The organism is Secundilactobacillus pentosiphilus, from assembly GCF_002217985.1.
Taxonomy (GTDB): Bacteria; Bacillota; Bacilli; order Lactobacillales; family Lactobacillaceae; genus Secundilactobacillus; species Secundilactobacillus pentosiphilus.
Genome location: NZ_BCMI01000026.1, coordinates 1 through 26,366 on the forward strand (window position 1 = coordinate 1; position 26,366 = coordinate 26,366).

General features: G+C 45.3%; 25 protein-coding genes. 1 reads left to right on the plus strand and 24 read right to left on the minus strand.

Going from position 1 to position 26,366, the window contains the following annotated elements; genetic code table 11:
- Positions 1-83: 83 nt before the first annotated feature.
- From whiA to CES81_RS10605, 5 genes are all read right to left on the minus strand, one after another.
- On the minus strand, positions 84-1,022 hold the full coding sequence (whiA, locus tag CES81_RS10585; protein WP_089088167.1) for a DNA-binding protein WhiA: 939 nt from the start codon (positions 1,020-1,022) through the stop codon (positions 84-86).
- Between the two features lie 4 nt (positions 1,023-1,026).
- Positions 1,027-2,037, minus strand: a complete 1,011-nt coding sequence (gene mgfK / locus CES81_RS10590) for a gluconeogenesis morphogenetic factor MgfK (protein ID WP_089088168.1) — start codon at positions 2,035-2,037, stop codon at positions 1,027-1,029.
- Between the two features lie 2 nt (positions 2,038-2,039).
- Positions 2,040-2,918: an RNase adapter RapZ gene (gene rapZ / locus CES81_RS10595; RefSeq protein WP_089088169.1), complete on the minus strand. Its 879-nt coding sequence runs from the start codon at positions 2,916-2,918 to the stop codon at positions 2,040-2,042.
- A 133-nt stretch (positions 2,919-3,051) separates the two neighbouring features.
- The gene (locus CES81_RS10600; RefSeq protein ID WP_089121731.1) at positions 3,052-3,588 is read right to left on the minus strand and encodes an HdeD family acid-resistance protein; all 537 of its coding nucleotides are present in this window, start codon (positions 3,586-3,588) and stop codon (positions 3,052-3,054) included.
- A gap of 90 nt (positions 3,589-3,678) precedes the next feature.
- Positions 3,679-4,500: a LysR family transcriptional regulator gene (locus CES81_RS10605; protein ID WP_089121732.1), complete on the minus strand. Its 822-nt coding sequence runs from the start codon at positions 4,498-4,500 to the stop codon at positions 3,679-3,681.
- Between the two features lie 115 nt (positions 4,501-4,615).
- Between CES81_RS10605 and CES81_RS10610 the strand changes: the two genes are divergently transcribed.
- A complete protein-coding gene (locus CES81_RS10610) occupies positions 4,616-5,620 on the plus strand; it encodes a YeiH family protein (protein WP_089121733.1) in 1,005 nt (334 codons plus the stop codon).
- A gap of 79 nt (positions 5,621-5,699) precedes the next feature.
- On the opposite strand, the gene uvrA is transcribed toward CES81_RS10610, so the two are convergent.
- The 19 genes from uvrA to prfB form a co-directional block, all read right to left on the minus strand.
- Positions 5,700-8,567 carry an excinuclease ABC subunit UvrA gene (gene uvrA / locus CES81_RS10615; protein ID WP_089121734.1) on the minus strand — a complete coding sequence of 956 codons (2,868 nt, stop codon included), beginning with the start codon at positions 8,565-8,567 and terminating at the stop codon, positions 5,700-5,702.
- Positions 8,568-8,584: 17 nt separating this feature from the next.
- Positions 8,585-10,591 carry an excinuclease ABC subunit UvrB gene (gene uvrB, locus CES81_RS10620; protein ID WP_089088174.1) on the minus strand — a complete coding sequence of 669 codons (2,007 nt, stop codon included), beginning with the start codon at positions 10,589-10,591 and terminating at the stop codon, positions 8,585-8,587.
- 169 nt (positions 10,592-10,760) lie between these two features.
- A complete protein-coding gene (locus tag CES81_RS10625; RefSeq protein ID WP_089121735.1) occupies positions 10,761-11,285 on the minus strand; it encodes a hypothetical protein in 525 nt (174 codons plus the stop codon).
- A 140-nt stretch (positions 11,286-11,425) separates the two neighbouring features.
- Positions 11,426-12,370, minus strand: coding sequence for a thioredoxin-disulfide reductase (trxB, locus tag CES81_RS10630; protein ID WP_089088176.1), 945 nt, complete (start codon positions 12,368-12,370; stop codon positions 11,426-11,428).
- A gap of 121 nt (positions 12,371-12,491) precedes the next feature.
- Positions 12,492-13,505 carry an NAD(P)H-dependent glycerol-3-phosphate dehydrogenase gene (locus CES81_RS10635; protein WP_089088177.1) on the minus strand — a complete coding sequence of 338 codons (1,014 nt, stop codon included), beginning with the start codon at positions 13,503-13,505 and terminating at the stop codon, positions 12,492-12,494.
- A 12-nt stretch (positions 13,506-13,517) separates the two neighbouring features.
- On the minus strand, positions 13,518-14,372 hold the full coding sequence (gene lgt, locus CES81_RS10640) for a prolipoprotein diacylglyceryl transferase (protein ID WP_089121736.1): 855 nt from the start codon (positions 14,370-14,372) through the stop codon (positions 13,518-13,520).
- 33 nt (positions 14,373-14,405) lie between these two features.
- A complete protein-coding gene (gene hprK / locus CES81_RS10645) occupies positions 14,406-15,344 on the minus strand; it encodes an HPr(Ser) kinase/phosphatase (protein ID WP_089088264.1) in 939 nt (312 codons plus the stop codon).
- Positions 15,345-15,556: 212 nt separating this feature from the next.
- Positions 15,557-15,916 (minus strand): phage holin family protein, encoded by a 360-nt coding sequence (locus tag CES81_RS10650; RefSeq protein WP_089088179.1) that lies wholly within the window; start codon positions 15,914-15,916, stop codon positions 15,557-15,559.
- A 10-nt stretch (positions 15,917-15,926) separates the two neighbouring features.
- The gene (locus CES81_RS10655; protein WP_089121737.1) at positions 15,927-16,220 is read right to left on the minus strand and encodes a PspC domain-containing protein; all 294 of its coding nucleotides are present in this window, start codon (positions 16,218-16,220) and stop codon (positions 15,927-15,929) included.
- Positions 16,221-16,614: 394 nt separating this feature from the next.
- Positions 16,615-17,277 (minus strand): phosphate signaling complex protein PhoU, encoded by a 663-nt coding sequence (gene phoU / locus CES81_RS10660; RefSeq protein WP_089121738.1) that lies wholly within the window; start codon positions 17,275-17,277, stop codon positions 16,615-16,617.
- Positions 17,278-17,295: 18 nt separating this feature from the next.
- Positions 17,296-18,051 carry a phosphate ABC transporter ATP-binding protein PstB gene (gene pstB / locus CES81_RS10665; RefSeq protein WP_089121739.1) on the minus strand — a complete coding sequence of 252 codons (756 nt, stop codon included), beginning with the start codon at positions 18,049-18,051 and terminating at the stop codon, positions 17,296-17,298.
- Between the two features lie 9 nt (positions 18,052-18,060).
- Entirely contained in the window at positions 18,061-18,891 is an 831-nt protein-coding gene (gene pstB, locus CES81_RS10670; RefSeq protein ID WP_089088183.1) for a phosphate ABC transporter ATP-binding protein PstB, read from the minus strand.
- A gap of 37 nt (positions 18,892-18,928) precedes the next feature.
- Entirely contained in the window at positions 18,929-19,813 is an 885-nt protein-coding gene (gene pstA / locus CES81_RS10675) for a phosphate ABC transporter permease PstA (protein ID WP_089088184.1), read from the minus strand.
- Positions 19,810-20,736, minus strand: coding sequence for a phosphate ABC transporter permease subunit PstC (pstC, locus tag CES81_RS10680; protein ID WP_089121740.1), 927 nt, complete (start codon positions 20,734-20,736; stop codon positions 19,810-19,812). The genes pstA and pstC overlap by 4 nt, the downstream gene beginning before the upstream one ends.
- Positions 20,729-21,616, minus strand: a complete 888-nt coding sequence (locus CES81_RS10685) for a phosphate ABC transporter substrate-binding protein PstS family protein (RefSeq protein ID WP_089121741.1) — start codon at positions 21,614-21,616, stop codon at positions 20,729-20,731. Before CES81_RS10685 ends, pstC begins: the two co-directional genes overlap by 8 nt.
- A gap of 181 nt (positions 21,617-21,797) precedes the next feature.
- On the minus strand, positions 21,798-23,183 hold the full coding sequence (pnpS, locus tag CES81_RS10690) for a two-component system histidine kinase PnpS (RefSeq protein ID WP_089121742.1): 1,386 nt from the start codon (positions 23,181-23,183) through the stop codon (positions 21,798-21,800).
- On the minus strand, positions 23,176-23,886 hold the full coding sequence (locus tag CES81_RS10695) for a response regulator transcription factor (RefSeq protein ID WP_089121743.1): 711 nt from the start codon (positions 23,884-23,886) through the stop codon (positions 23,176-23,178). Before CES81_RS10695 ends, pnpS begins: the two co-directional genes overlap by 8 nt.
- A 9-nt stretch (positions 23,887-23,895) precedes the next feature.
- Positions 23,896-25,050, minus strand: coding sequence for a PDZ domain-containing protein (locus CES81_RS10700; RefSeq protein ID WP_089121744.1), 1,155 nt, complete (start codon positions 25,048-25,050; stop codon positions 23,896-23,898).
- A 169-nt stretch (positions 25,051-25,219) separates the two neighbouring features.
- Positions 25,220-26,336 (minus strand): peptide chain release factor 2 gene (prfB, locus tag CES81_RS10705; protein WP_096000542.1). Its coding sequence is split into 2 segments (ribosomal slippage): positions 25,220-26,275 and positions 26,277-26,336, totalling 1,116 coding nucleotides; the frame shifts between segments, so codons are not numbered across the junction.
- Positions 26,337-26,366 lie beyond the last annotated feature (30 nt).

The window sequence follows — 26,366 nt, forward strand, 5'->3', positions numbered from 1 at the left end:
ATCAGATGAATTATTGTATTTCATCTGACAACCATAAAGGGATTATCGCAACTCATCTGAGTTCGTCTTTTTTTCATTACTGACTAGACAACTTTGGCAGTCCGTAAACTGTCCGCATAGTCACTGATCTTACTTAATCGATGGTTGATACCAGACTTTGAAATTGAACCGCTAGGCAGCATTGCACCGAGTTCCTTCAAACTCACTTCGCGATTAGCAAGGCGTATTTCTGCTACTTCCCTTAACTTCGGCGGTAACTGATCTAACCCAACGGTGGATTGAATGAATTCAATGTTTTCGATCTGCTTACTGGACGCGTTAGCAACCTTGTCCATATTGGCGTTTTCACAGTTGACTAACCGGTTAACTGAATTACGCATATCCCGCATAATACGCACATCCTCAAACTTGAGCATGGCACTGGAAGCCCCAATCAAAGACAGAAAATCAGCGATTCTCTCACCCTCTTTAAGGTAGGTGATAAATCCGCCGCGACGAGCCGTGGTTCGGGCGTTTAAATCATAACGATTAATCATTTCAGCAATCATTTGATTGTGGTCTTCGTAAACGGAATAAATCTCTAAATGGTACCGAGATGTTTCGGGGTTGTTGACTGATCCGCCAGCTAAGAACGCTCCCCGTAAATACGAGCGCACCTGTCCGTCATTTTTTAACAGCTCAGGTGAAACTTTCTCAGTTAACTGGCCGTCCTTAAAAATTCCCAGGTCGGCAAGAACTTTTTCAGTCCCTTGATTCACCCGAACAATGTAAAGATTGTTTTTCTTTAACTTCATTTTACGACGCACCATCAGTTCACTTTCCACGTCATAAAACTGCTTCAAAAGCTGGTAAATCCGACGTGAAATTGCCGGATTTTCCGTTTGAATGTTGAGTACAAAATGGTGATTAGAAATTGCAATCGAGCCGTTCATCCGAATCAGCGCAATCAATTCAGCCTTGGCGTTATCCCGATGAACTTCAAGTGTTGTCAGTTCTTTTTTGACTTCACTAGCAAATGACATGGCACTACCTCCCCTCAGCAAACCTCGAAGTCACCTGTCCTAACAGGTTCATTAGTTCGTTTACGACCAATTCGCCGTTATGGAACGCACCGTTGTCCCTTAATTCCAAGAAATCAGCGGAGATCACCCGACAGCCTTGTTTGCGAAGACCGTGGAAATCATGAACAACTTGGCGTGACATTTCGTTCCAGCGCTGGTAATCAATATATTCATCAGGGACCGTTTGGGTGTTAACTAACACGGTATTAATGAAGTTTTGATTTAAATGCTGATTTAAGACCCTGACGTGATCAGCATCAGTAAACCTTTCAGTCTCACCCTTTTGGGTCATAATGTTGCAAATATACACCACTTCAGCCTGTGTTTTACGAAGCGCGTCACCGACGTTACCAATCATCAGGTTGGGCAAAATACTAGTAAATAAGCTACCAGGTCCCAACACGATTTGATCAGCATCCATAATGGCGTCGATCACTTCGCTAACAGCTTGCGGGGCGATACCCTTGTGCAGACTAGAAGTCACCCAAACGTGCTTGATCAGCTTGTGGGCGGCCGTAATTTCAGACTCACCCGTCATCGTCGTCCCATCCGAAAACTCAGCGTTAAGCTCTAACGGCTCGTTGGCTGCTGGATAGATGTGCCCATCAACTTGCATAATATCGCAAAGTTCTTGGACGGCATCAAAAATACCGTGTTTCATTTCCGATAACGCCGCAATAACTAAGTTGCCCAGCGCATGACCGGCAAAAAATTGATCCTTGCTGTCAAATCGATACTGGAATAATTGCAAAACTAGCGGTGACAACTGTGATAAGGCCACCACAACGTTTCGAATATCACCAGGCGGCACCACGTTGACATAGTTTCGAATAATTCCAGATGATCCACCATCATCTGCCACAGTAACAACGGCAGTGATGTCTACATCGTGTTTCTTAAGATTACGCAGTATGACTGGCAAACCTGTTCCTCCGCCAATCACTACGATCCTAGGTCGATGTCGTTCTTCCATCATAGTTAATTTGTTTCCTTTCGCTTTGAAATATCACGGTGGGTAATATGCACGGGATATTTTTCTCCCAGGGCGTTCCCAAGCCGTTCAGCTAGTGCAACTGACCGGTGCTGGCCGCCAGTACAGCCAATGGCCACGGTCAAGTTATTCTTTCCTTCCCGTTTATAGCCAGGCATGATCGATTCAAGTAACCCCAAAAATTGCTTATAAAAAGCTTCCGTTTCAGGCTGCTTCATCACGTAGTCATAGACGGGCTGATCAACACCGGTTAAATTCTTTAATTCTGGTTTATAGTATGGATTAGGCAAAAAACGCACATCCATCACAATATCAGCGTCAATTGGCAACCCGTACTTAAACCCAAACGACATCAGTTCAATATGAAACTTCTCAATATCGCCAGCTTCAAAATTATGGAAAATTTCTTCACGCAGTTTACGCGGCGACAACTCAGTGGTATTGATTACCAGCTGTGCCGCTTGCTTAAGTGGCGCTAATAGCTTGCGTTCGGCTTTAATGCCATCCACCACTCTGCCATTACGCGCCAGCGGATGTGAACGACGGGTTTCCTTATAACGCGAAACTAAAGTTTCATCATCAGCATCTAAAAAGACGATTTGCGCTGCATCTGATCGGTTTAGATTCGAAATATCATCCGTCATTTGGACAATTTCATCATAAAAGGCCTTCGCACGCAGGTCGATAACAACGGCAACTTTCTTGATTTTGCCAGTTTCTCGAACCAGTTCCCAGAACTTATTCATTAACGACGGTGGCATATTATCAATACAAAAATACCCCAGGTCTTCAAAAGCCTGCATGGCAACTGTTTTACCAGCACCGCTCATTCCAGAAATAATGACCAGTTGCACATCATTGTTCATCGTTCTATCTCCCATCAATCAAATCAATCATTTAAACATTTTAACACACCAGGCGTTCCATTACTAATTTCAACCGGGTGTTTTGCCAAAAAAATAACTGCCAGAGTCTTTGGCAGCACTTTTGCTTTTTTATTTACCGTCTTGCAAATGCCAAAATAATGGCATTAATACCAAAAATAATTAAGTAAAGACCAATCAGCCACGTGACGGATACCATCGCAATCACTGGGTTAATCAGCAACAAGATCCCTAACAGCAGTGACAAGCTATCCAAAATAATTGACGCCACGAAATAACCGGTACCAAAGTCACGTAAATGACCAACAACCACTAACCTCTCAACGGCGTCAATGATAAACCAAAAAGCAACCACGTATCCCAGAACCACAATGCCGCTACTGGGCTTAATAATAAAGAAAAGCCCAATCAGTAAATCAATCATGGCAAAAATAAGCGCGGCGTTGGCCCAGTTACCGACAAAATCACGTAGTCTAGCCACACCGGATAAGGTCGTCAGTCCACTAAGTATCGCTAAAAAACCAAAGAGCACTGCGATCGCTGTCAAACTCACCTTCGGTAGCCCGACCACTACGTAAGCTGCAACTAAGCTTAAAACACCAGTAATGAATTCGTGCCAATCAAATCCCCATCGGGGCCGCAAACTAAACATATCCCACACTCCTACTCTGTATAGACTGATTCTCATACGTCAATCATAGCGATTGTGACGGATAAGGGCAACTCATGGTGAAAAATTCCGTTACGGCTGCAAGATGACTTGGCTGAGCACGTTTCTCAAATCTGCCAGCTGGGCGTTGGGCTGCTGATCCAAACCAATCAAGTAAAAATGGCGGTGATACTGACTGCTTAACGGTTGACGGGATACTTGATCAGGTAGTATTCCCTCAGACATCAAGGTTTTACCAATACCGTTAGTCAGCAATCCAATAATACTTTGGTTGCTATCGACAACGAGTGTTTGCTGCGGCACGATCCCCTGTTCATGTATATACGCCTCGGTATAGTGCCGCACACCTGAACCAGGTTCGCGTAATAGCCACAGCCTTTCATCGGCATGGCCCGCTAAAACCAGCTGATCACCAGGAAGTTCCGTTTGCAAAACGTAGTCGGCGACGATTGGCTTCTCAATGATGCCGTAAGCAACTTGGCGATCAACCACGGCTTGAAGAATACTTTCTGAATTCATCGTTTTAATTTCAAATTGAAACCTTAAATCTGCTAATAACAGTTTGATCACTTTGGGCAATAACTCTACCGAAGTTGTTTGAGAAAAGCCTAGGACAACCTTAATTTGCGGCTGTTCAGCCGATTGTTTAAGCTGCTCGTAGCCTTGCTCCCACGTACGCCGCAGTTGTTCAGCAGTACTAAAAAGCTTAGCAGCTGCTAAGGTCGGCTGAACTTGGCGATGCCCACTGCGGTCAAACAAACTGACGCCCAGTTGCTTTTCCAGTTGATTAATTTGTACGGAAACACTTGGCTGAGAAATAAATAACTGCTTAGCAGCCAACGAAAAATTTCTGGTTTCATAAACCGCCATAAAAGTCACTAAAAGTTTATCCACGTTGTCTTCTCCTATCAATTAAGATTTTTAATAGAATCTATTATTATTTAGTATTTTATTAATGGTACAAGGTTCTGTATACTTCATCAAGTATTAAAAGGGAGGAAAACGATTTATGAAGCCGGAACGTGCCGTTTTACCAGGACTCATACTCAGTCTTATCATCGCCATTATAAGTCAGTTAATCAATTCATTTTTAATCAAGGGGATTGGTGCCCCAACCGTTGCCCTACTGATCGGTATCCTGCTGGGAAATACCATTATCCGCCAGCCCATGTGGCAAAGCGGTACTGCTTGGGCTGAAAAACGACTGTTAGAATACTCGGTACTGCTGCTTGGTGCCACCATCACTTTTCAGACCATCCGTGAACTGCGTCTAACCGGGATAGCTTTCATCTTATTGCAAATGACCATTACTATTTGCGGCGCCCTATTTCTCGGCAAGCTGCTGCATTTTTCAGAAGGGATGACCTTGTTGATGGCCGGTGGAAACGCCGTCTGCGGTTCTTCGGCAATTGCGGCAATCACCCCAGCCATCGAAGCCAAGGATGAAGAAAAGCGTTTGGCCGTCACCCTGGTCAACCTGATGGGAACCATTTTAATGCTCACTTTGCCAGTTATCAGTTTGCTCGCCTTTCATCACAATAACTTTTTGCGTGGGGCTTTAATTGGCGGCACCGTTCAGTCAGTGGGTCAAGTCATTGCCAGTGCAACCATGGTCAACCAGCCCACGACGACTTACGCCACGCTGTTTAAAATTCTCCGTATCGTCATGCTGGTGGCGGTCGTCATCATTTTTAGTCGTATTCACCAGCATCATCAGTCTGAGCAAGGCGTTGAAGCCACGGTTCAAAATAGTTGGCGGCGAGCTTTACCATGGTACGTCATTGGTTTTGTCGTGCTGTGTGCACTCAACTCCTGGTTTGCCTTTAATCCCGCAATTTCAGGCCTAGCTCACGGCTTATCCGGCTGGTGTGAGGTGACCGCTTTAGCTGCCATTGGTCTGCGGCTAAACTTTGCCGCGTTCGTTAAAGCCGGTAAAAAGCTGGCACTTTACGGCGGCGGTTTGCTGATCGTTCAAGTTGTCAGTGCGCTGATATTGATAACGGTTTTACTTTAATCATTAAATCGCTAATTTAAGTAAACAAAAGCGTTCCAGAATTTTGATAAATTCCGGAACGCTTTTGTTTACTTTACGTTTACTTTGCTTTCACTGCTTCTGCCTTCTGGGCTTTCGCCATCCGTTGCTTATCTCGTTCCAGTACCGGCCCTAAATACTGACCCGTGTAGCTGGCCTTAACTTGAGCAATCTCTTCGGGGGTTCCAGTAGCCACGACTTGGCCGCCGCCGTCACCGCCTTCCGGACCTAAATCGATCAAATAATCTGCGGTCTTAATCACGTCTAAATTATGTTCAATAATTAAAACTGTATTGCCGTTATCGACTAAGCGGTGTAAGACCTCCAGCAGACGCTTGATATCATCCGTGTGTAAGCCGGTAGTTGGCTCATCAAGAATATAAAAGTTCTTGCCATTGGCCTTCTTCTGCAATTCAGCAGCCAGCTTCATCCGTTGTGCTTCACCACCCGATAAGGTGGTTGCGGGCTGGCCTAAAGTAACGTAACCCAAGCCCACGTCATGAATCGTTTGCAGCTTCCGGGTGATCTTGGGGATGGCACTAAAGAAGTCCAGCGCCTGATCCACTGTCATATTCAACACGTTAGCAATGTTCTTACCCTTATACTCCACTTCCAGGGTCTCTGAGTTGTAACGGCTGCCATGACACACCTCACAAGGCACGTATACATCAGGCAGAAAGTTCATTTCAATCTTTAAAATACCATCACCATGGCAGGCTTCACAGCGTCCACCCTTGACGTTAAAACTAAAATGGCCCTTCTGATAGCCGCGCATCTTGGCCTCAGTGGTTTGAGCAAACAAGCCCCGAATATCATCGAATACGCCGGTATACGTTGCGGGATTACTGCGAGGCGTCCGGCCAATTGGGCTTTGATCAATGTTGACGATCTTCTCAATATTCTTAACACCGCTAACGGATTTATACTTACCCGGTTTTTCGGAATTATGGTTCAGTTTCTGAGCGAGTGCCCGCTTTAAAATCGTGTTGACCAGCGTGGACTTGCCAGACCCCGAAACACCGGTGACCACCACAAACTCCCCTAACGGAAAATCAACGGTAATATCCTTCAGATTGTTTTCAGCCGCCCCGGTAATGCGAATCTTTTTGCCGTTACCCTGACGCCGCTGAGTTGGTACCGGTATAAATTTTTTGCCGGATAAATACTGACCAGTTAACGATTTTTTAACCCGCGCAACTTGTTTAGGTGTCCCGGCTGCCATCACTTTACCGCCATCTGCTCCCGCACCCGGTCCAATATCAATTAAATAGTCGGCTGCCCGCATAGTGTCCTCATCGTGTTCTACAACAATTAACGTATTCCCCAAATCACGCATCTTCTTTAAAGAAGCAATCAGCCGGTCATTATCCCGTTGATGCAACCCGATGGACGGTTCATCTAAAATATAAAGCACCCCAGATAGGTTAGAGCCAATCTGCGTTGCCAAGCGGATCCGCTGGGCTTCTCCACCCGACAATGTTCGGGCGGAACGGCTCAGCGTCAGGTAATCTAAACCCACGTTTTCTAAGAACGTCAATCGATCACGAATTTCCTTTAAGATGGGTTTCGCAATCGTTTCATTTTGTTCACTAAAGTGTAATTTTTCGAAGAAGGGCAGTTCCTTACTAATCGCTAGGTCAGAAACCTCACCGATATGATGACCGCCGATCTTAACGGCTAAGGCCTTACGGTTCAGACGATAGCCATGGCAAGTCTGGCAGGTTAACTCACGGAAATACTGCTGCATCTTGCCCTGAGTAAAGTCTGAGCCGTTATGATAGCGACGCTCCACATTGTTAATGACCCCTTCAAATGGGGCGTCCGTTTCCCGAACTCCACCAAAATCACTATCCAAAACAAAGTGATAATTCTTTCCCTTTGATCCGTAAAGGACAAACTGCTGTGCCGCTTCAGGTAATTTTTCCCAGGGCGTGTCCATGTCGATCTTAGCCTGTTCACAGGCTTGACGCAGCATCTCTGGATAGTATTTTGAACTCGAATCCCACGGTGCAACGGCTCCTTCACGCAGGCTCTTAGTCGTATCGGGAACGATCAAATCCGGATCCACTTCCATCTTCATACCCAATCCATCACAATCTGGACAAGCCCCAAACGGTGCGTTAAACGAGAATAGCCGCGGCTCAAGTTCACCCACGGTAAACCCGCAGACTGGGCAGGCATAGTGTTCGGAAAACATGATGGGATCGCCATCAATTAAATCAGCAACGGCATAACCGCCGCTTAATCGCAAGGCTGCTTCAAATGAATCGAATAGCCGGGAACGAATCCCCTGCTTCACGATAATTCGGTCAACAACAATATCAATTGAATGCATCTGGTTTTTATTCAAATCAATTTCTTCATCAACGTCGTGAACCTTGCCGTCAATGCGGACCCGCACAAACCCTTCACGCTTGATTTTATCAAAGACTTTTTTATGCTGGCCCTTTTTCTCCCGGACGATTGGTGACAAGATTTGCAGCTTAGTTCGTTCCGGCAGTTCAAGAACCCGGTCAACCATCTGTTCAACGGATTGACTGGAAATCTCGGTCCCATCGTTAGGACAAATGGGTGTCCCTACCCGGGCCCATAGCAATCGGAGGTAGTCGTTAATTTCGGTAACGGTTCCTACCGTGGACCGCGGGTTCTTAGAGGTAGTCTTTTGATCAATAGAAATTGCCGGTGAAAGCCCGTCAATAGAATCGACGTCAGGCTTATCCATCTGGCCTAAAAACTGACGGGCATAGGCTGAAAGGCTTTGGACATAACGTCTTTGACCCTCAGCGTATAACGTATCAAACGCCAGGGAACTCTTTCCAGAACCGGACAAGCCGGTCATTACTACCAGCTTATTCTTTGGAATTTTGACGTTAATATTTTTTAAGTTATGGGCTCTGGCCCCGTGAATATCAATATAATCGTTTACCAAAAACTATGTCCCCCTTATTACCCGTCTAGTTCAGCCTTTAATTCCAGCACCGTATCACGCAGCGTTGCCGCATGTTCAAAATCAAGCTTCTTAGCGGCACTGCGCATCTCATCCTCAAGTCGCTTAATCATATCCCGTTGCTGTTCAAGCGTCATTGACTCAAAGTCAGTTTCGACAAAATCATCCTTCTTACCGGCCTTTTCGTCCGGTTTCGTCACACTGATCAAATCACGAATGTCCTTCTTGATGGTCTTAGGTGTAATGCCGTGCTTCTTATTATACGCGATTTGAATCTTACGCCGTCTGGCAGTTTCATCCATCGCTTTTTTCATGGAATCCGTCACGGTATCAGCATACATAATAACGGATCCGTGGACATTTCGAGCAGCCCGGCCCATCGTTTGGATCAGTGACCGTTCGTTACGTAAGAACCCTTCCTTATCAGCATCCAAGATGGCAACCAATGAAACCTCAGGAACATCGATACCTTCCCGCAACAGGTTGATGCCAACCAGCACATCGTATTTACCCAGCCGCAGATCACGAATAATTTGGGTTCGTTCCAGTGTCTTGATATCACTATGCAAATAAGCCACTTTAATACCCAAATCTTTTAGATACTCGCTTAAATCTTCGGCCATTTTCTTAGTTAAAGTCGTGACAAAGACCCGTTCGTTAGCATCGATCCGTTTATTGATCTCACCCACTAGATCATCCATTTGACCCATGATTGGTCGAACTTCCACAGTAGGATCAAGCAACCCAGTTGGCCGGATAATTTGCTGAACGACCGTGTCCGTCTGGTCCATCTCGTAATCTCCAGGGGTAGCCGACATATAAACAACTTGGTTAACGTGCTTTTCAAATTCATCGAGTTTCAGCGGCCGGTTATCAAGTGCACTAGGCAACCGGAAACCGTAATCGATCAGCTGTTGTTTACGCGAACGGTCACCATTATACATACCACGAACCTGCGGCATAGTAACGTGCGATTCATCCACAACCAAGAGGAAGTCTTTCGGGAAGAAATCCAGTAGCGTATACGGTGGTTCACCGGGTTTACGGCCATCCATAAACCGTGAATAGTTTTCAATTCCGTTGGTGTAACCCATTTCCCGTAACATTTCCACATCGTAAGTGGTCCGTTGCTTTAAGCGTTGCGCTTCCAGCAGCTTGCCCTCTTTTTCGAAGTAGGCCAGCCGATCCTTCAGCTCAGCTTCGATCCCAGTGATTGCCCGGTCCATAATATCGTCATTAGTCATGAAGTGGGTGGCTGGAAAGATGGCAACATGATCACGGTCACCAATAATTTCGCCCGTTAAAGCATCGACTTCACGAATCCGATCAATTTCATCACCGAAGAATTCAACCCGCAACGCGTGTTCATCGTGAGAAGCTGGGAAGATTTCCAGTACATCCCCATGAACCCGGAAACGGCCACGTTGAAAGTCAATGTCATTGCGTTCAAATTGGATATCGACCAGCTTGCGCATTAAATCATTGCGTTCAATCTGCTCACCAACTCTAAGGGTCACCGTGTGGTTCTTATATTCAGTTGGGTCCCCTAAACCAAAGATCGAAGACACTGAGGCCACCACGATCACATCGTTGCGTTCGAGTAACGAACTAGTGGCGGAGTGACGCAGCTTATCGATCTCGTCATTAATTGACGAATCTTTTTCAATATACGTATCACTTGATGGCACGTACGCTTCAGGCTGGTAATAATCATAATAACTGACAAAATACTCAACCGCGTTATTGGGGAAGAACTCCTTAAATTCGCCATAAAGCTGGCCAGCCAACGTTTTGTTATGGGACAAAATCAGCGTTGGCTTATTCACGTTTTTGATCACGTTGGAAATGGTAAAGGTTTTCCCCGTTCCAGTCGCACCCAGCAGCACTTGAGCTTTCTTGCCCTCTTCAATGCCTTCAGTCAATTCTTTGATTGCTTCAGGCTGATCACCGGTGGGCTGATACTTTGAAACTAGGTCAAACTGACGATTTTCCTGCCGTTCAATCATAAATGGCTTACCCCCTTAAATTCAGTACACGTTAAAAGCAGGAAAGCGAGTGCCTTCCCACATGCGTTTGTCTATTCTAACATAGCGAACGTATTTTCGCCAACGAAAGAATCAGCACCGGCTAGTACGCGTATAAAGACCGCCACAACAGCCTTTTACCGTTAAAATACTACAACGTTTTTTGATAGATTATTGCATCCATAAACGTCTGTCCGACCTGAGTTCTCGTTTCGCTCACCCGTTCAAACTGAGCATTGTCGTAAAAATGCTGCCCCGCTTGATCGTCCTTAAGTACCAGTAACTGAACCTGCACTGCGGTTAGTTTCTTTAATAATAAAAGCACCTGATTAAGAATTTCCGTCCGGTCACTTTCAGAAATGCTATTTTCATCAACAAAATATTGTCCCAGCCAGACTAATTGAGGTAACGGGTAATCAACGGTCAAATCAATAGTGGCCACTAATTTATCCCCAGTGAACAGCCCTAAATAATGTTTCTGTGCTGCCATTGCCTCACTGGCAACTTCATCGAGGTCGGAAACAGCTTCCCGCTTAGTGAGCTTATGATCCAAGAACAATTCAAAAAAGGCTTGATGCTGTTTTTGCAGGCGGTAAATTTGATCTTCATCGTTATGGGTCAGCTCCCTAACATCATAGGGTAGCTGTTTGGCTAATTGCTTGGCTAATGTCTGCATTTTTAAATCCCCTTTGTATTTTCCAGTTCCCCTTTATTATATAGTAACTGATTAGAAATACGACTTAATTTCTTCGAATACCAAAAAAGGAATGGCCATTAGCCATTCCTTTTTTTGCTTTTTAAATGCGTCATTTCAACTTACTTTACAGTTGCACCATTGTCAGCCAACGATTCAATGTACTTAAAGACTTGTTGACCAGCGACTCCGCCATCACCAACGGCAGTCGTAATTTGGCGAAGGTCTTTAACCCGAACATCACCAATCGCAAAAATACCGGGAACCTTGGTTTCCATGTGGTCATTAGTTTCAATCCAGCCCATGTCATCAGTAATACCCAAGCCAGCAAACTGCTCAGTCTTAGGTAAAATGCCAACGTAGATGAAGACGCCACTGGCATTAATGGTTGATTCTTCACCCGTCTTGTTATTCAGCACTTTAACACCCGTTACTTTTTGGTCGTCCCCAAGGATTTCCTTAACGTTACTGTTCCAAACGAAGTTCATCTTATCGTTTGCGAACGCTCGGTCTTGGATAATCTTCTGAGCACGCAGCTGATCACGACGGTGGATAACCGTTACTTTAGAAGCCAGCTGAGTCAGGTAAAGACCTTCCTCAACGGCAGAATCACCGCCGCCAACCACGATTACTTCGCGGCCCTTAAAGAAAGCACCATCACAAACCGCGCAATACGAAACCCCGCGGCCACCATAGTTTTCCTCACCGGGAACCCCCAGCTTACGATATTCCGACCCGGTGGCAATAATGACTGCCTTAGTCTCAAAGGTATCCGTATCTGTTGTCACAACCTTGATGGCACCTTGGTCTTCAACGGATTCCACGCTGCCATAGGCGTATTCCGCCCCAAACTGCGTGGCACCCTTATACATATCCTCTGCTAAATCCGGTCCCATAACTGATGAGAACCCAGGATAATTTTCAATCGCCGCAGTGTTGTTCATCTGACCGCCATAGATACCACGATCTAGCATGAGTACGGACAAGTTGGCACGGGATGCATAGAGTGCGGCGGTCATCCCGCCTGGACCTGCACCAATTACAATTACATCATACTGTTTAGCCATACTACTTCCCCTTTCAAGCGCAACGAATGCGACACTGAATAATTTGATCAATCTTCGTGAGTCATAAACGAAGCTTAGTTTACTATCTTTTTGTAAGTTTGTCGAGAAATAAGGCTGTCACCTAAAACTCTGAACGGCCTTCACGCATCATCAAATCAGAAATAGCCTTACGAATATCCTTGCCTTCGTAGAGGACTTGATAGATGGCCGCAGTAATTGGCATTTCAACGCCGCGCTGCTTAGATAATTCGTAAGCCGCCTTAGTCGTTGCAACACCTTCAATGACCATGCCCATGGTATCAACCACTTCTTCTAGGGTCTGACCCTTACCCAGTTCATCACCAGCACGGTAATTTCGTGAGTTTTTACTGGTTCCAGTCACGATGATATCACCGACACCGGCTAGCCCAGTAAAGGTCTGCGGGTTGGCACCGAATGACGCACCAAGCCGTGAAATTTCAGCAAGGCCCCGTGTCATCAGGGCCGCCTTAGCGTTATCACCATAGCCTAACCCGTTCAGAGCACCGGTACCCAACGCAATGATATTCTTCAAGGCAGCCGCAATTTCTACCCCGATCACGTCACTATTCGTGTAAACCCGGAAGTAGCGGTTCATAAATAACCGCTGGACATGCTTGGCAGCGTCCAAATCAGCACTGGCAGCCGTCACTAGTGTAATGTCTCTCTTGGCAACGTCTTCCGCATGACTTGGCCCTGAAAGGACCGTGATTGATTTACGCAAATCAGCTGGGATCTCTTCTGCTAAGATTTCGGAAACCCGCTTATAAGTTCCCTGTTCGATTCCCTTACTAGCGTGAATCAATTGCGGCTTTGTCTGCAGTTCTTCCAGAACTGCTTTAGTATCCTTCGCCACTGAACGAACAGCCTTAGTCGGTACAACAAACAATACGGTGGTGGCACCGGTGAGTGCCTGCTTTAAATCTGAATAGGCTATAAGGGTTTCAGAATACGTAAAATCCTTTATATAATGCGTATTAGTATGCTTTTCATTGAGTTCTTTAACTTGCTGTGGTTTATATGACCAAAGTGAGACTTCGTTGCCATTTTCATCCAGTAGATTTGCCAGAATACTGCCCCAAGAACCTGCACCTAATACTGCAATTTTTTCAGACATAGTCATTTCTCCTTAATTTTTAGCCTGTTGGGCCTTTTTTGAATATGGGTTGCCGTCCAGATACATTGAAATTTGACTGCCAAGCCGTCGACGATAAATAACAAGTCCAATTGCGCCAATGAACAAGGCCACGGATAACAGCTGCGATACCCGTAACGTGTCAAACAACATCAAACTATCGGTCCGCATTCCTTCAACAAAAAAGCGGCCGAATGAATACCAAATGACGTAGCTTAAGAATACCTCACCTTGCTTAAAAAGTCCTTGGCGATGCCGCAGACTCATTAAAACAATGAAGCCCAAGATATCCCAGGTCGATTCATACAAAAAGGTGGGCTGCCGGTAAGCACCGTTGATCAGCATCTGAGAAATAATAAAGTGCGGCAAATGCAGCCCCTGAAGAAAACTCAGACTGGTGATTTGACCAAAGGCCTCCTGGTTCATGAAATTACCCCATCGACCGATTCCCTGTGCCATAATGACCGTTGGTGCGGCAATGTCTAACATCAACCAAACCGGGATGAATCGTGACCTGCAAAAGAAGAATACCACAATCCCAGCACCAATCAAAGAACCATAAACGGCAATACCGCCATCCCAAATTTGGATGATCTCTGACAAATGCTGAGAGTAATACGGCCACTCAAAGGCCACGTAATAAATCCGTGCTGCAATGATAGCAGCTGGTAATGCGTACAAAATCATATCGTAGATGTCATCGGCGTCGACGTTTCGGCGACCGCCTTCGCGAACTGCCAAGGTTACCGCAATAATGACGGCACTGGCAATAATAATGCCGTACCAATGTACCTGAATCGGTCCCAAATGAAACGCAATGGGATTTAGTGCTGCAAGAATTCCCCGCAAGGTGCCACCTCTTCACTTTCGATTATCATTAATTTATTTTTGATTTGAATTTTTCTTGATCAGCCGGTTTAAGTTTTGATCAAAGACTTTGGTTGCGTCATACCCCATCGAGCGCGCCCGAAAGTTCATGGCCGCCGCTTCAATAATAATGGCTAAATTGCGACCAGTTTTAACCGGAATTGAAATCTTCGGAATTTCGACGTCGAAGATCTTTTGCGTTTCAGCATCGTTGCCTAACCGATCAAATTTTTTGTCCGGCGTCCATGCTTCCAGGTGAACAATCAGCTCAATGTCAGTGTCGCTACGCACAGCCCCCGCACCAAACAAGTTCATGACATCGATGATGCCGATACCACGAATTTCCAACAGGTGCGATAGGATCGCTGGCGCTTCACCAACTAAGGTCTGCTCATCTTGCTGGTAAACTTCCACCCGGTCATCCGCGATCAGCCGGTGACCGCGTTTAACCAGCTCAAGGGCGGTTTCACTCTTACCGACCCCGGAATCACCGGTGATCAAAACACCAACACCATAGATATCAACCAGAACACCATGCAAGGACTGTCGCTCTGCAAGCTGGCCTTCAAGGTAGTTGGTCATGTTACTCAAAACGCGAGACGTCGTCATTTTGGTGCCAAGAATGGGAATTCCGGTTTCCTTAGCTGCCTGAAGCAGTTCTTCCGGCGGCTCAAGCTGAGTTGAAATCACAAACGCAGGTGTTTCGGGCTGACACATCTGCCTCATGACACTTAATAGATCGTCGTGGCTCATGCCCTTTGCAAAGGAGGTTTCAGTAATCCCTAAAAGCTGAATCCGTTTGGCTGGATAATAGTTAAAGTACCCCGTCAATTCAAGTCCGGGCCGTGAAATATCACTCGTGGAAACCTTACGGCTATCTAAAAGATCATCACCATAGATAACATCCAACCGAATATTTTTAACTAAATCAGCAACTGTTACACTTTCTGCCAAATTATTGACCGCTACTGGTACACTGACGTGCATCATCATTAAAGCGCTATCACTTTAGTTTCCCCCGGTTAGCCATCGGGTATTATTCATACACCGCTTAGAAACATCTCCATTAAAACCGGTTTAGCTAACACTAGCCAGTAGCAGCTCAACCTTCTTTCTAAATCTGGCCTTAATGGAAATTGCGGTGGTAAAAGCCTTAATTAACTGTTTTAACCGTTACGATGCTCATGCCCAACATAGTCCGAAATCACCGCGTTGCAAACTGACATTAAAATTGCAACTAACAGCGCTGTGCCAAATGAGCTAAAGTGGAAATCATTGCCAATCAGCATCGAGGTCAACTGCAACATTGCCCCGTTGATCACGATGCTAAACAAACCTAACGTCACAATCGTAATCGGTAACGATAAAACCACTAAAATCGGCTTAACTAACGCGTTCAACAGCGATAGTACCACACTGGCAACCAGTGCGATCCAGGGGCTAGCAACGTAAAAACTGTCTTTTAAAAATCCAGCGAGTGCTATAAATAACACCGCATTAATTAAAATTCGAACCCAAAATTTCATCTTCTGCAACTCACTTTTTATCCGTATCTTCTTCAGTAACATCGTGGAGTTCTTTTCGAGAACGCGATTGCGTTCCTGATCCCCAGAACGTTGAGTGATGCGCTGTACCAGAATCTTCCGGTATCAATACGGTAAGTAGTAAATAAACGAGTAGGCCAAACAAAACATGGCCTGGATAAATCGTTAGGATAACAAAAATGATGCGAACTAACGCAGCACTTATCCCAAAATACTCGGCGATTCCTCCCAGCACCCCGGTTAATATGCGCTTTGACGAACGTGTTAGTCGACGTTTGCTATTCATCAAAAAATCACCTCATTTCCAGTTACCCATTAAAAGTATCTCCAGGCTGCGGCCAGCCGCCGCAGCCTACTTACAGCTCTCAACTTAATGAAGTAACTTGAATTTCGCCACTAGAATCATTATACCCACTCAAGTGAAGATAGACAATTTAATCGTGCCTTTTGATTTGAATTCCGCCGCGAGTGCGTGACAAAATGCGATAGCTGCCCGCCATTTAACCCAAATAACGCCTATCCCGGTATCCTTTACCGGCATAGGCGCTATTTTCTAAAATTTGGGTTTAAGAGCGTGATTCGGCAATCTAACGACTTTGTGAACCACTTTTGGCTAGCATCAGCTAAAAGCTGGTTGAAATATTGATCGATCTAGGCCGCTGTCGTCACTTGCTGATAAATTATTTCATTAACTTTAATTCAACGATTTGACCGGTTTTTAAGTAGACGATCCACTCGCCAACGTTGGTCAAATAATCGCTGATCCGTACTAGGTCAGCGGCCACGTTGTTGTAGTTCATTGCTGCGACCAGTACGTTGGCATCCATCGTAATTTTATTGTAGCTGTCACGCATAATCTGATCGCGATACTCAACTAAGTGATCGTTAACCGTGACTAACGCCTTAGCCGCCTCTTCATCCTTATCAACGTATGCTTGAATAGCCTGTTTCACCATGTCGGTGGTTAAGTGGCCCATTTCAGCTATCTGGGTTTCAATTTCAGCAACCCGGGTATTGCCTTTAACTTCAATCGTTGCATGGGCAATATTGCGCGCATGGTCACCGGCCCGTTCCAAATCAGATACCGCCTTTAAAATCGTTACAACTTCCCTCAGATCAGAAGTTACTGGCTGATAAAGGGCAATGATCTCAAAGGACTTCGATTCCAATTGTATCTCACGCTCATTGATTTCATGGTCATGGTCAATGATGGCTTGCGCTACCTGCCGGTCGTGATCAATGAAAGCGTCCACCGACTGCTGCACCACGTTACTAACCAAGATACCCATTTCGGTAAAACCATTGTCAAGTTCATCTAATTCATCATCAAATAAGCGTCTCATTGATACCCTCCTCTGGTTTTATCCAAACCGGCCGCTGATATAATCTTCAGTTTGCTTATGTGCCGGGTTCATAAAGATTTTTTTAGTATCATCAACTTCGATTATTTCACCATTCATAAAAAAGGCAGTTCGGTCAGAAATCCGTGAGGCCTGCTGCAGATTATGGGTCACCGTAATGATGGTATAATCAGTCCTTAATTTTAACAAAGTCGATTCAATTTGACTACTGGAAATTGGATCCAGCGCACTCGTCGGCTCATCAAGTAAAATAATCTGCGGTGAAACGGCTAATACTCTCGCAATACAGACCCGCTGCTGCTGGCCGCCTGACAGTGATAACGCACTTTCATGCAGGTGATCCTTGACCTCGTCCCACACGGCTGCCTGCTTCAAACTGGTTTCCACAACTTGGTCTAGACGTTCGTGGTCCTTTTCCCCAGCTAGCTTTAGGCCAAAAGCAACATTGTCGTAAATCGAAAAGGGAAACGGGTTAGGCTGCTGAAAAACCATCCCAATTTCTTTTCGCAAGGTCACTAAATCGGTCTGCGGCGCGTATACATCTTGACCACGGAACTTGATTGTTCCTGTAATCGTGACGTTTGGAATTAAATCATTCATGCGATTGAGTGTCCTCAAATACGTGGATTTACTTGATCCTGAGGGTCCAATCAAAGCGGTGATCCCGCCCTCATCAAACGAGAGATCAATCCCTTTGAGAGCTTCATTTTGACCATAATAAACGTGTAAATCGTGAGTTTCTAATAGTTTAGTCATGGCACCCTCCTAACCAAAGTCTCCGGCAACGTAATTATTAGTCAGCTGAACTTTAGGACTAGTAAAGATTTGTGAAGTCTCGTCATATTCCAGCGCTCGTCCCATGTTAAAGAACGCCGTGTAGTCACTGATTCTAGCCGCTTGCTGCATGTTATGGGTCACAATTACGATGGTGTAGTCTTCCTTCAGCTGCAGCAGTGTTTCTTCCAGCTTACTGGTAGACACTGGATCCAAGGCACTGGCAGGTTCGTCCAGCAGTAAAATATCCGGTTTGATGGCAACTGCCCTAGCAATACACAGCCGCTGCTGCTGACCACCTGAAAGCGCCAGAGCACTTTTTTTCAGTTTGTCCTTAACTTCATCCCAGATCGCCGCCTGTTTTAAACTGGTCTCAACGACTTCGTCCAATTTTCTTTTATCCGTAACACCCCGACGTTTTAACGCAAAAGTGATATTGTCATAGATCGATTTTGAAAACGGATTGGGGCGTTGAAAAACCATTCCAATGCGTCGCCGCATTTTGTAAACATCGATTTCTGGTCGATTAATGTCGACACCCCGGTATAAGATTTCACCCGTAACCCGAGCAATCCCGTCGTTCATTCGGTTCAACGATCTTAAATACGTCGACTTTCCTGATCCAGACGGGCCAATCAGCGCTGATATCCGGTGTTCTGGAAACTTTAAATCACCTTCATGAATGGCTTCATTATCACCATAATAAACGTGAAGCTGCTTGGTTTCCAACACAATTGGCTGTTGGCCTTTTAAACTGGGATCGACAATGTTACGTTCCAGCCACCCGCCATTTGAATACGGGCTTGAAGGACTGATCAGCATTTGTTCTTACCTCCTACCATGACTTTCATCCGACTCTCTAACCCGCTGTGAACCGTTTAAATAACCGGTGGCCAACAAACCGTGCTAATAAATTAAAGCCCAGAACCGAAATCACCAGCACCGCTGAAGAACCGGAAGAAATTGCTTTAGCATCCGGCATAATTCCCTCTGAGTTGATCTTCCAAATGTGAACGGCTAACGTTTCGGCAGGCCGCATTGGATTTAAGGGACTCGAGATATTAAACGGATTCCAGTCGGTAAAATTCAGGGCTGGTGCACTTTGACCAGCAGTGTAAATCAGTGCGGCTGCTTCACCGAAAACGCGCCCAGCACTTAAAATAACACCCGTTAAAATCGTTGGCAGTGCTGCCGGCACAATGATGTGAAGAACCGTTTCCCATTTTGAAAGACCCAAAGCCAGGCCGCCTTCACGCTGTTCATTAGGCACCGCAGCTAAAGCCTCTTCAATACTGCGAGTCAATAACGGTAAGTTAAAGAACGTCAACGCAAAAGCACCGGACAAAATTGAAAAGCCAAAACCAAACTGTACCACAAAGATCAGGAAACCAAACAGCCCCACAACGACTGATGGCAGTGAACTCAAAATTTCAATGGACGTTCGAACCAGTGACGTTACCCAATTTTGTTTGGCGTACTCGTTTAAATAGATCCCGGCACCCAACGCAATGGGAAAGGAGATCAACATCGTGAGTATCAGCAGATAAAACGAGTTAAATAACTGAATACCAATTCCGCCGCCACTAGTGAACGCCTTCGCTGGTGAAGTCAGAAAATGCCAACTGATTGCTGGCAGTCCACCAATAATAATGTACCCCAACAGTGCTGCCAAGATCACCACAATGGTACTGGCAATCACGTAAAGCATCGCAATGGCAATTTGATTACTTACTTTTGGATTCATTTCGACATTGCTCCTTTCCGGCCAATCATGCGAACCACTAGGTTAAAGATCAACGACATGATCAGCAGAACCAGCGCCAGTGACCATAACGCGTTGTTTTGTAACGAGCCCATGACCGTGTTGCCAATCCCCGTCGTCAACACCGACGTCAGGGTTGACGCTGGCGACACTAAGTTTGTCGGCAGTAACGCAGCATTCCCAATCACCATTTGAACGGCTAGCGCTTCACCAAAAGCCCGTGCCATTCCAAAAACAATGGCGGTTAAGATTCCGGGAGTGGCAGACCGTAAAACCACTTTATAGATGGTTTGCCACTGGGTGGCGCCCAAAGCCAAGGCGGCTTCCCGGTAATATCTCGGAACTGATCTTAAGGCGTCCACACTCATTGAGGTGACCGTTGGCAGAATCATGACGAAGAGAACAAAGGTCCCCGCCAAAATACCGAACCCACTACCTCCGAAAACACTACGAACAGCTGGTACAATAACGGTTAAGCCAATAAACCCATAAACAACTGATGGAATTCCCACCAGCAGTTCAATCACCGGCTGTAAAAGTTTGGCCCCACGATGCGGCGAAATCTCATTCATAAAAATGGCCGTTCCAATCGCAAACGGTGTGGCTAAGAGTGCCGATAAAATAGTGACCACAAAGGAACCGCTGATCATGGGCAAAGCGCCAACCTCTGGCTGCCCCTTTGAATCCGTCACGTTGGGATTCCAATTCTTACCGGTTAAAAAATCCACGATGTTAACGTGATTAGTGACAAAGGTGGAAAGCCCCTTGGAAGCCACAAAAATGATAATTGCAAAAACGGTTACCGTGATGAGCATTAACGCTAAAAAGCTGATGGTTTTTCCAAATCGCTCCATCTTAGCAGCCTTCGAGCGCTTAAGAAGCTGTTCTTGTAATTTTTTATTCATGACCTGCCCCCGCTTGACGTACACTGCCCTGACCATCCCGAACAACCTGCATATCTGACATGCTGATATAGCCTAATCGCCGAACCAGGGAATTTTGAATTTTTTTAGATTGAATATACTTAATAAATTTCTGTGCCAGCGGCTGCGGCTGATTACTCGTATACATATGTTCATATGACCAGATTAACCACCGGTTATGCTCAACATTTTGATTTGTTGGCTGAACGCCGTTTAAGCTAACAGCCTGGACTGATTTATTAACGTATGAAAAGCCAACGTAACTAATCGCGCCAGGCGTCGTTGCAACAATTTGGCGAACCATTCCGGAAGAATCCTGCTCTTGAGCGGCGATACTGCGATGATTTTGAAGGCCGAACCGTTCAAAAGTGGTACGGGTACCGCTACCTTGAGCCCGGTTTAGGATCACCACTTTTTGGTTCTTACCACCCACTTGTGACCAATTACGAATTTTCCCAGTAAATACATTAATTAGCTGAGCAGTCGTTAAGTGATCGATTCCCGTTGAATGATTGACAATGGGCGTGATGCCAACAACTGCAACCCGGTGATCCTGAAGCCGGTCAGCTTTGATCCCCCTTTGCTCCTCCGCAAAAACATCCGAGTTGCCAATATCCACCGCGCCTTCTTGAACTTGACTCAAACCGGTTCCTGAACCGCCACCCTGAACGTTAATAAAAGTCCCTAGGTGATGAGTGGCATAGTCCTCACCAGCAGCTTCCACCAGTGGCTGTAAAGCTGTTGAACCCACAGCGGTAATGGTCATATTTGCTTTATTGATTTGTCTGGTTTGATACGCCCAGCCGCCCAGCACTATAAGGCCAACTAGCAGCAGGCCCTGAATCCACCACTTTTTTCGCATGTTCAAGCCTCCCATTTCATCTTTCAAAAACAGTATACGGATACAATGTAAATGTAATATGCATTTCTTTGTAAAGGTTATGTAAATTTTTGTACTTTGTCACTATACCAATTTTATGATTGAACAAAAAAATTCCAGGTATTCAGTCAGCTGAGTACCTGGAATTAAATTAAATGAGGACCTATTGGTGCTGCTTAATTGGGAAAGTGACCGAAAAAGTACTCCCGACCCCCCGTTGGCTGTCAACTGAAATTTGGCCTTGCAAAGACTGAACCAATTCCATAACAATGGCCAGCCCAAGTCCGGTACCATTCACAACCTGCTTAGTACGGGAGGTATCCACTCGGTAAAAACGCTCAAAGATTCTAGCCTGTTCATTTTGAGCGATACCAATCCCCGTGTCTGTCACCTTAAGTTTCCACTCTTGCTCAGTAGCTTCATAATCAACCGTTACCGAACCATTATCACGATTATATTTAATCGCATTGGAAACTAAGTTTTTGATAATTTCAACTACCTTCCGCTCATCGGTGTGCTGTACTTCTCCCACTGGAATTTGATTGACCAAAACAATGTGTTTCACTGACGCCATTTGCTGTAACGTGCTTAGCTGCTCATCTACCAGCTCAGAAATGTCGATATCACTCATTTTCTGGTGGGATATGGATTGCGATTCAATCCGTGAGATTGAAAGTACATCTTGGATGAGCTCAGTCAGGCGTTTACTTTCTTTTTGAATAATGTCCAAAAATTGATTTAACGCTTCCGGATCGTTTTTGGCACCAGCCTGCAGTGTTTCGGCAAAACCGGAAATCGCAGTCACCGGTGTCTTTAACTCGTGAGACGCATTAGACAAAAAGTCCATCTGCATTTTTTCCACTGCATAAATCTCCGTGACGTCATACAGCAGGACCAAAATTTGAAAGAAATCTTCCGACGTTGACGTATAAATAACGGAAACCTCTACCCGCTTTTCGGTTGGCATTCCAGGCAGTGTGATCACCTTACGTGCGGACTTTTTCTCACTAAAAACCTGACCGATTAAAGAAACCAGTTCAAACTGATGAATATCCTGTGTGTAGGGATGCCGCCTTTGTTTAATCTCTGTTTGTAAGAATTCAGCCATGGCTGCATTTGCCATTTCTACTTTGCGGTAGCGGTCGATCACCATGACCCCAATGGGTAAATAAGACAGCAGCAGCCTTAATTCTTCACCCTGCTGTGCTTTAGAACGTAAGCCTTTTTGCTGATGAGTCTGCAGACGATTAATGGCCATCGCCAATTCATAATAATCATTGTCTTTGCGCAACAGCACATGTGCCGGTTCTTCATCCTTGAGCATCGCCTCAACTTTGTGCGTCATCGCTGTCACCGGCTGCTGCCGATGCCGAAAAGCCCAATTGTAGAGTCCGACTTCAATGGCAGAAATTGCGAGGTTTAATGTCATTAACCGGAAAATAGCGTGAGCGGCCATTTCCTGATTGATGAATAACCGGGCAACCAAAATAAAAACGATCATATTGACAACTAACGTCACTAAATACTCTAAACTAATTCGTTTAACCATGTTGCGGTGCCTCAAAGCGGTAGCCAAACCCGCGAACGGTCTTTAAATAAACGGGGTGCTTAGGATCCGCCTCGATTTTATCCCGTAAATGTGAGATATGAATATCCACCATCCGTGTTTGCCCCGCGTAATCAAACCCCCAAACACCTTCTAGCATCTGGTCACGTTTTAAAACTTGGTTAGGTCGTTTTACCAGGTAAACCAGCAGTTCAAATTCCTTAGGCGTCAGCTTAACTTTGCGTCCGTCAACCGTCACTGTTACCGTGGCTTGATCGATTAAAATATTGCCCACCCGTAATTGCTGACTATCATCAAAGTCAGTTGTTTTATCAGAATTGACCTGTGTTCGCCGCAAAACGGCTTTCAACCGTGCTAATACTTCTCTTGGACTAAACGGTTTGGTAATATAATCATCCGCCCCAAGTTCCAGTCCAAATACCTTATCAAATTCATCCGTCTTTGCCGTAATCATTAAAATCGGGGTATCAACTTTTTCCTGACGCAGTTTCTTAGTCACTTCAACACCATCCAGACCGGGTAGCATCAGGTCTAATAAAATCGCGTCATAGTGTTTGGCACCTGCCAATTGAACCGCATCTGGTCCGTTAACTGCCGCATCCACCTCGTAATTAGCCTTTTCCAAATTGTATGTCAACAGCGTAACAATTGCTGGCTCATCATCAACAACTAAGACTTTTTGCATAAGGTCCTCCTAATCTTTAAACATGACAATACCAATTTCATGCGGTGCACCGTCAAAGATTGCTGTTTCCGTTACTTTTAAATCACCCTCTGGTGTCTGAATTTTAAGATGACAATAGGTTGGATCTAACAATAAAGCTTCGTAAAAATTGGTTTCCGAGCTCACCGCCTGCCCATTGCAGTTGGTAATGATATCGCCAACTTGGACATCCATTTTAGCCGCTGGCGTTTCGGGCTTGATGCCTAGTACCCGAACACCATGATCGACTTTTGAAAACCAAAACGACTGCCGGCGGTCGTGCCAGCGGGTGTTGATTAAACAGCCCACGTAGCACACATAAGCTAAGCCTAAAACGATTAAGACTGCTGACTTAGCAAAGAATGACAGGATCCCGCCAACGAGTACCAGGATACCCAGAATTCGGAAACCTTTGGCCAATCGTTGAAAGGCAGCTTTAGGATTTTGCTTAAAAATCGTTAAGTTTAGGCCAAATAACAGCGGTAGGAACAACGGTGTCACGCTTGTCCCCCCGATTGATAGGACTGGCCAAAATGCAAAATGGGTGCTGATCAGGTTTCCAGGAACCAACACTAGCGCTGGCACTACCAAGAGTTCATTAAATGGATAACCGGCAATCAGTTTACCCCTTTTTTGGGCGAAAATTTTGGGAGAAGCAAAACGACCACCAACTCTTTTCAGCCAAACACCGAGCATGAATAAAACAATTGCCAGTAAGATCACTAAGTTAGCAGTCGAAACCGTTCTACCGGAAAAATTCAACGGCTGCATAGATCCCATTATCTGCTGGCTCAAATGACTATGCTTGAACCAGTCATACAGTACCACGGATCCAACAAAAATGGTGATTGGAAGTCGCGAACCTAGTCCAATCAAGATCATAATCAGTGCTAACAAGGTGTAACAGACCCACCAAGTAATGGGCACGGTCATTCCCACGACAAATGAAATAATCGACACAATTAAGCCAAAAGCAAGACTCATGAGCACAAAGTGGCGAACTTCATATTTATCAGCGTAAACTGCACTGCCAAAGTTCTGCCGTTCCCGTTGAATACGTCGATCCGCGGTCCACCATTCCCGAATCAAGCCGAACCACCAAACTGGTTGGGCCACCAAACTTAAAATTAATAATCCAATTGTCATTATCCACACCCGCATTTCCATTATCTGCTTCTAAAAGCAGTATAGCATAAACCTTTTACGGCCGCTTTTCAGTATACAATAGCACAAATGATATAGGCCGTTAACTAATTTCATAGAAATAAAAAACGTCTAACGTTTCTCAATGAGATGATGTCAGACGTTTCCATCATCAATCAGGGTTGGCTTGCTCCAATTGATACTGTAAATAAGCATTAATAAACGGATCTAAATCCCCGTCCATAACAGCTTGTCCGTTACCTGTTTCATAGTTTGTGCGGTGATCTTTCACCATGGTATACGGATGGAAAACGTAGGAACGAATCTGAGAACCCCAGCCGATGTCCAGCTGTTCGCCCTCGATTGCGGCCTTCTGTTTAGCTTTCTTTTCTTCTTCCCGTTCGTACAACTTAGCTTTTAACATATTCATCGCTGTTTGACGGTTTTGCAACTGTGATCGTTGCGCTTGACTGGCGACCACGATTCCCGTAGGTTCGTGAGTGATCCGCACCGCTGATGACGTTTTGTTAACGTGTTGGCCACCTGCCCCGCTGGCCCGGTAAACATCAACTTTTAAATCAGCTGGGTTGATTTCAATGTTTACTGACTCATCCAGTTCCGGCAGCACATCTACTGAAGCAAACGATGTATGCCGCCGTCCAGCAGAATCAAATGGCGAGATCCGAACTAACCGGTGAACGCCCTTTTCCGAACGTAAGTACCCGTAGGCATTATGACCAGAAATTAAAATGGTGACCGAACTGATCCCGGCAACTTCACCGGCTTGATAGTCTAACGTCTCCACGGTAAAACCGTGCTGTTCAGCCCAGCGCGTATACATTCTTAACAGCATTGACCCCCAGTCTTGGGATTCAGTACCGCCAGCACCAGGGTGAATTTCCAAAATAGCATTATTAGCATCGTAAGGCCCGTTCAGCAGTAAGTTTAACCGGTACTGCTGCAAGTTCTTCTTGAGTTTCGCCAAGTTGGTTTCCAATTCACTTTGGACCTCAGCATCAGGCCCCTCCTCCAACAGTTCAACTGCCACTGAAATATCGCCCAACTGATTCTTCAAACTCTGGTATGATTCTGATTTCGCTTTTAGCTGATTGGTCTCATCAATTAACTTTTGGGCCCTAGGCTGATTATCCCAAAAACCGGGTTCAGCCATTTTTGATTCATTGATTGAAATACTTTCGTTCAGGGCATCTAAGTCAAAGAGACCTCCCAAAGCCATCGATTTCACTTGTCATGGCTTTTATATCATGTTTAATATCACTGAGTTCCATTATCCGTTACCTCCACAGTCAATAGTCAAT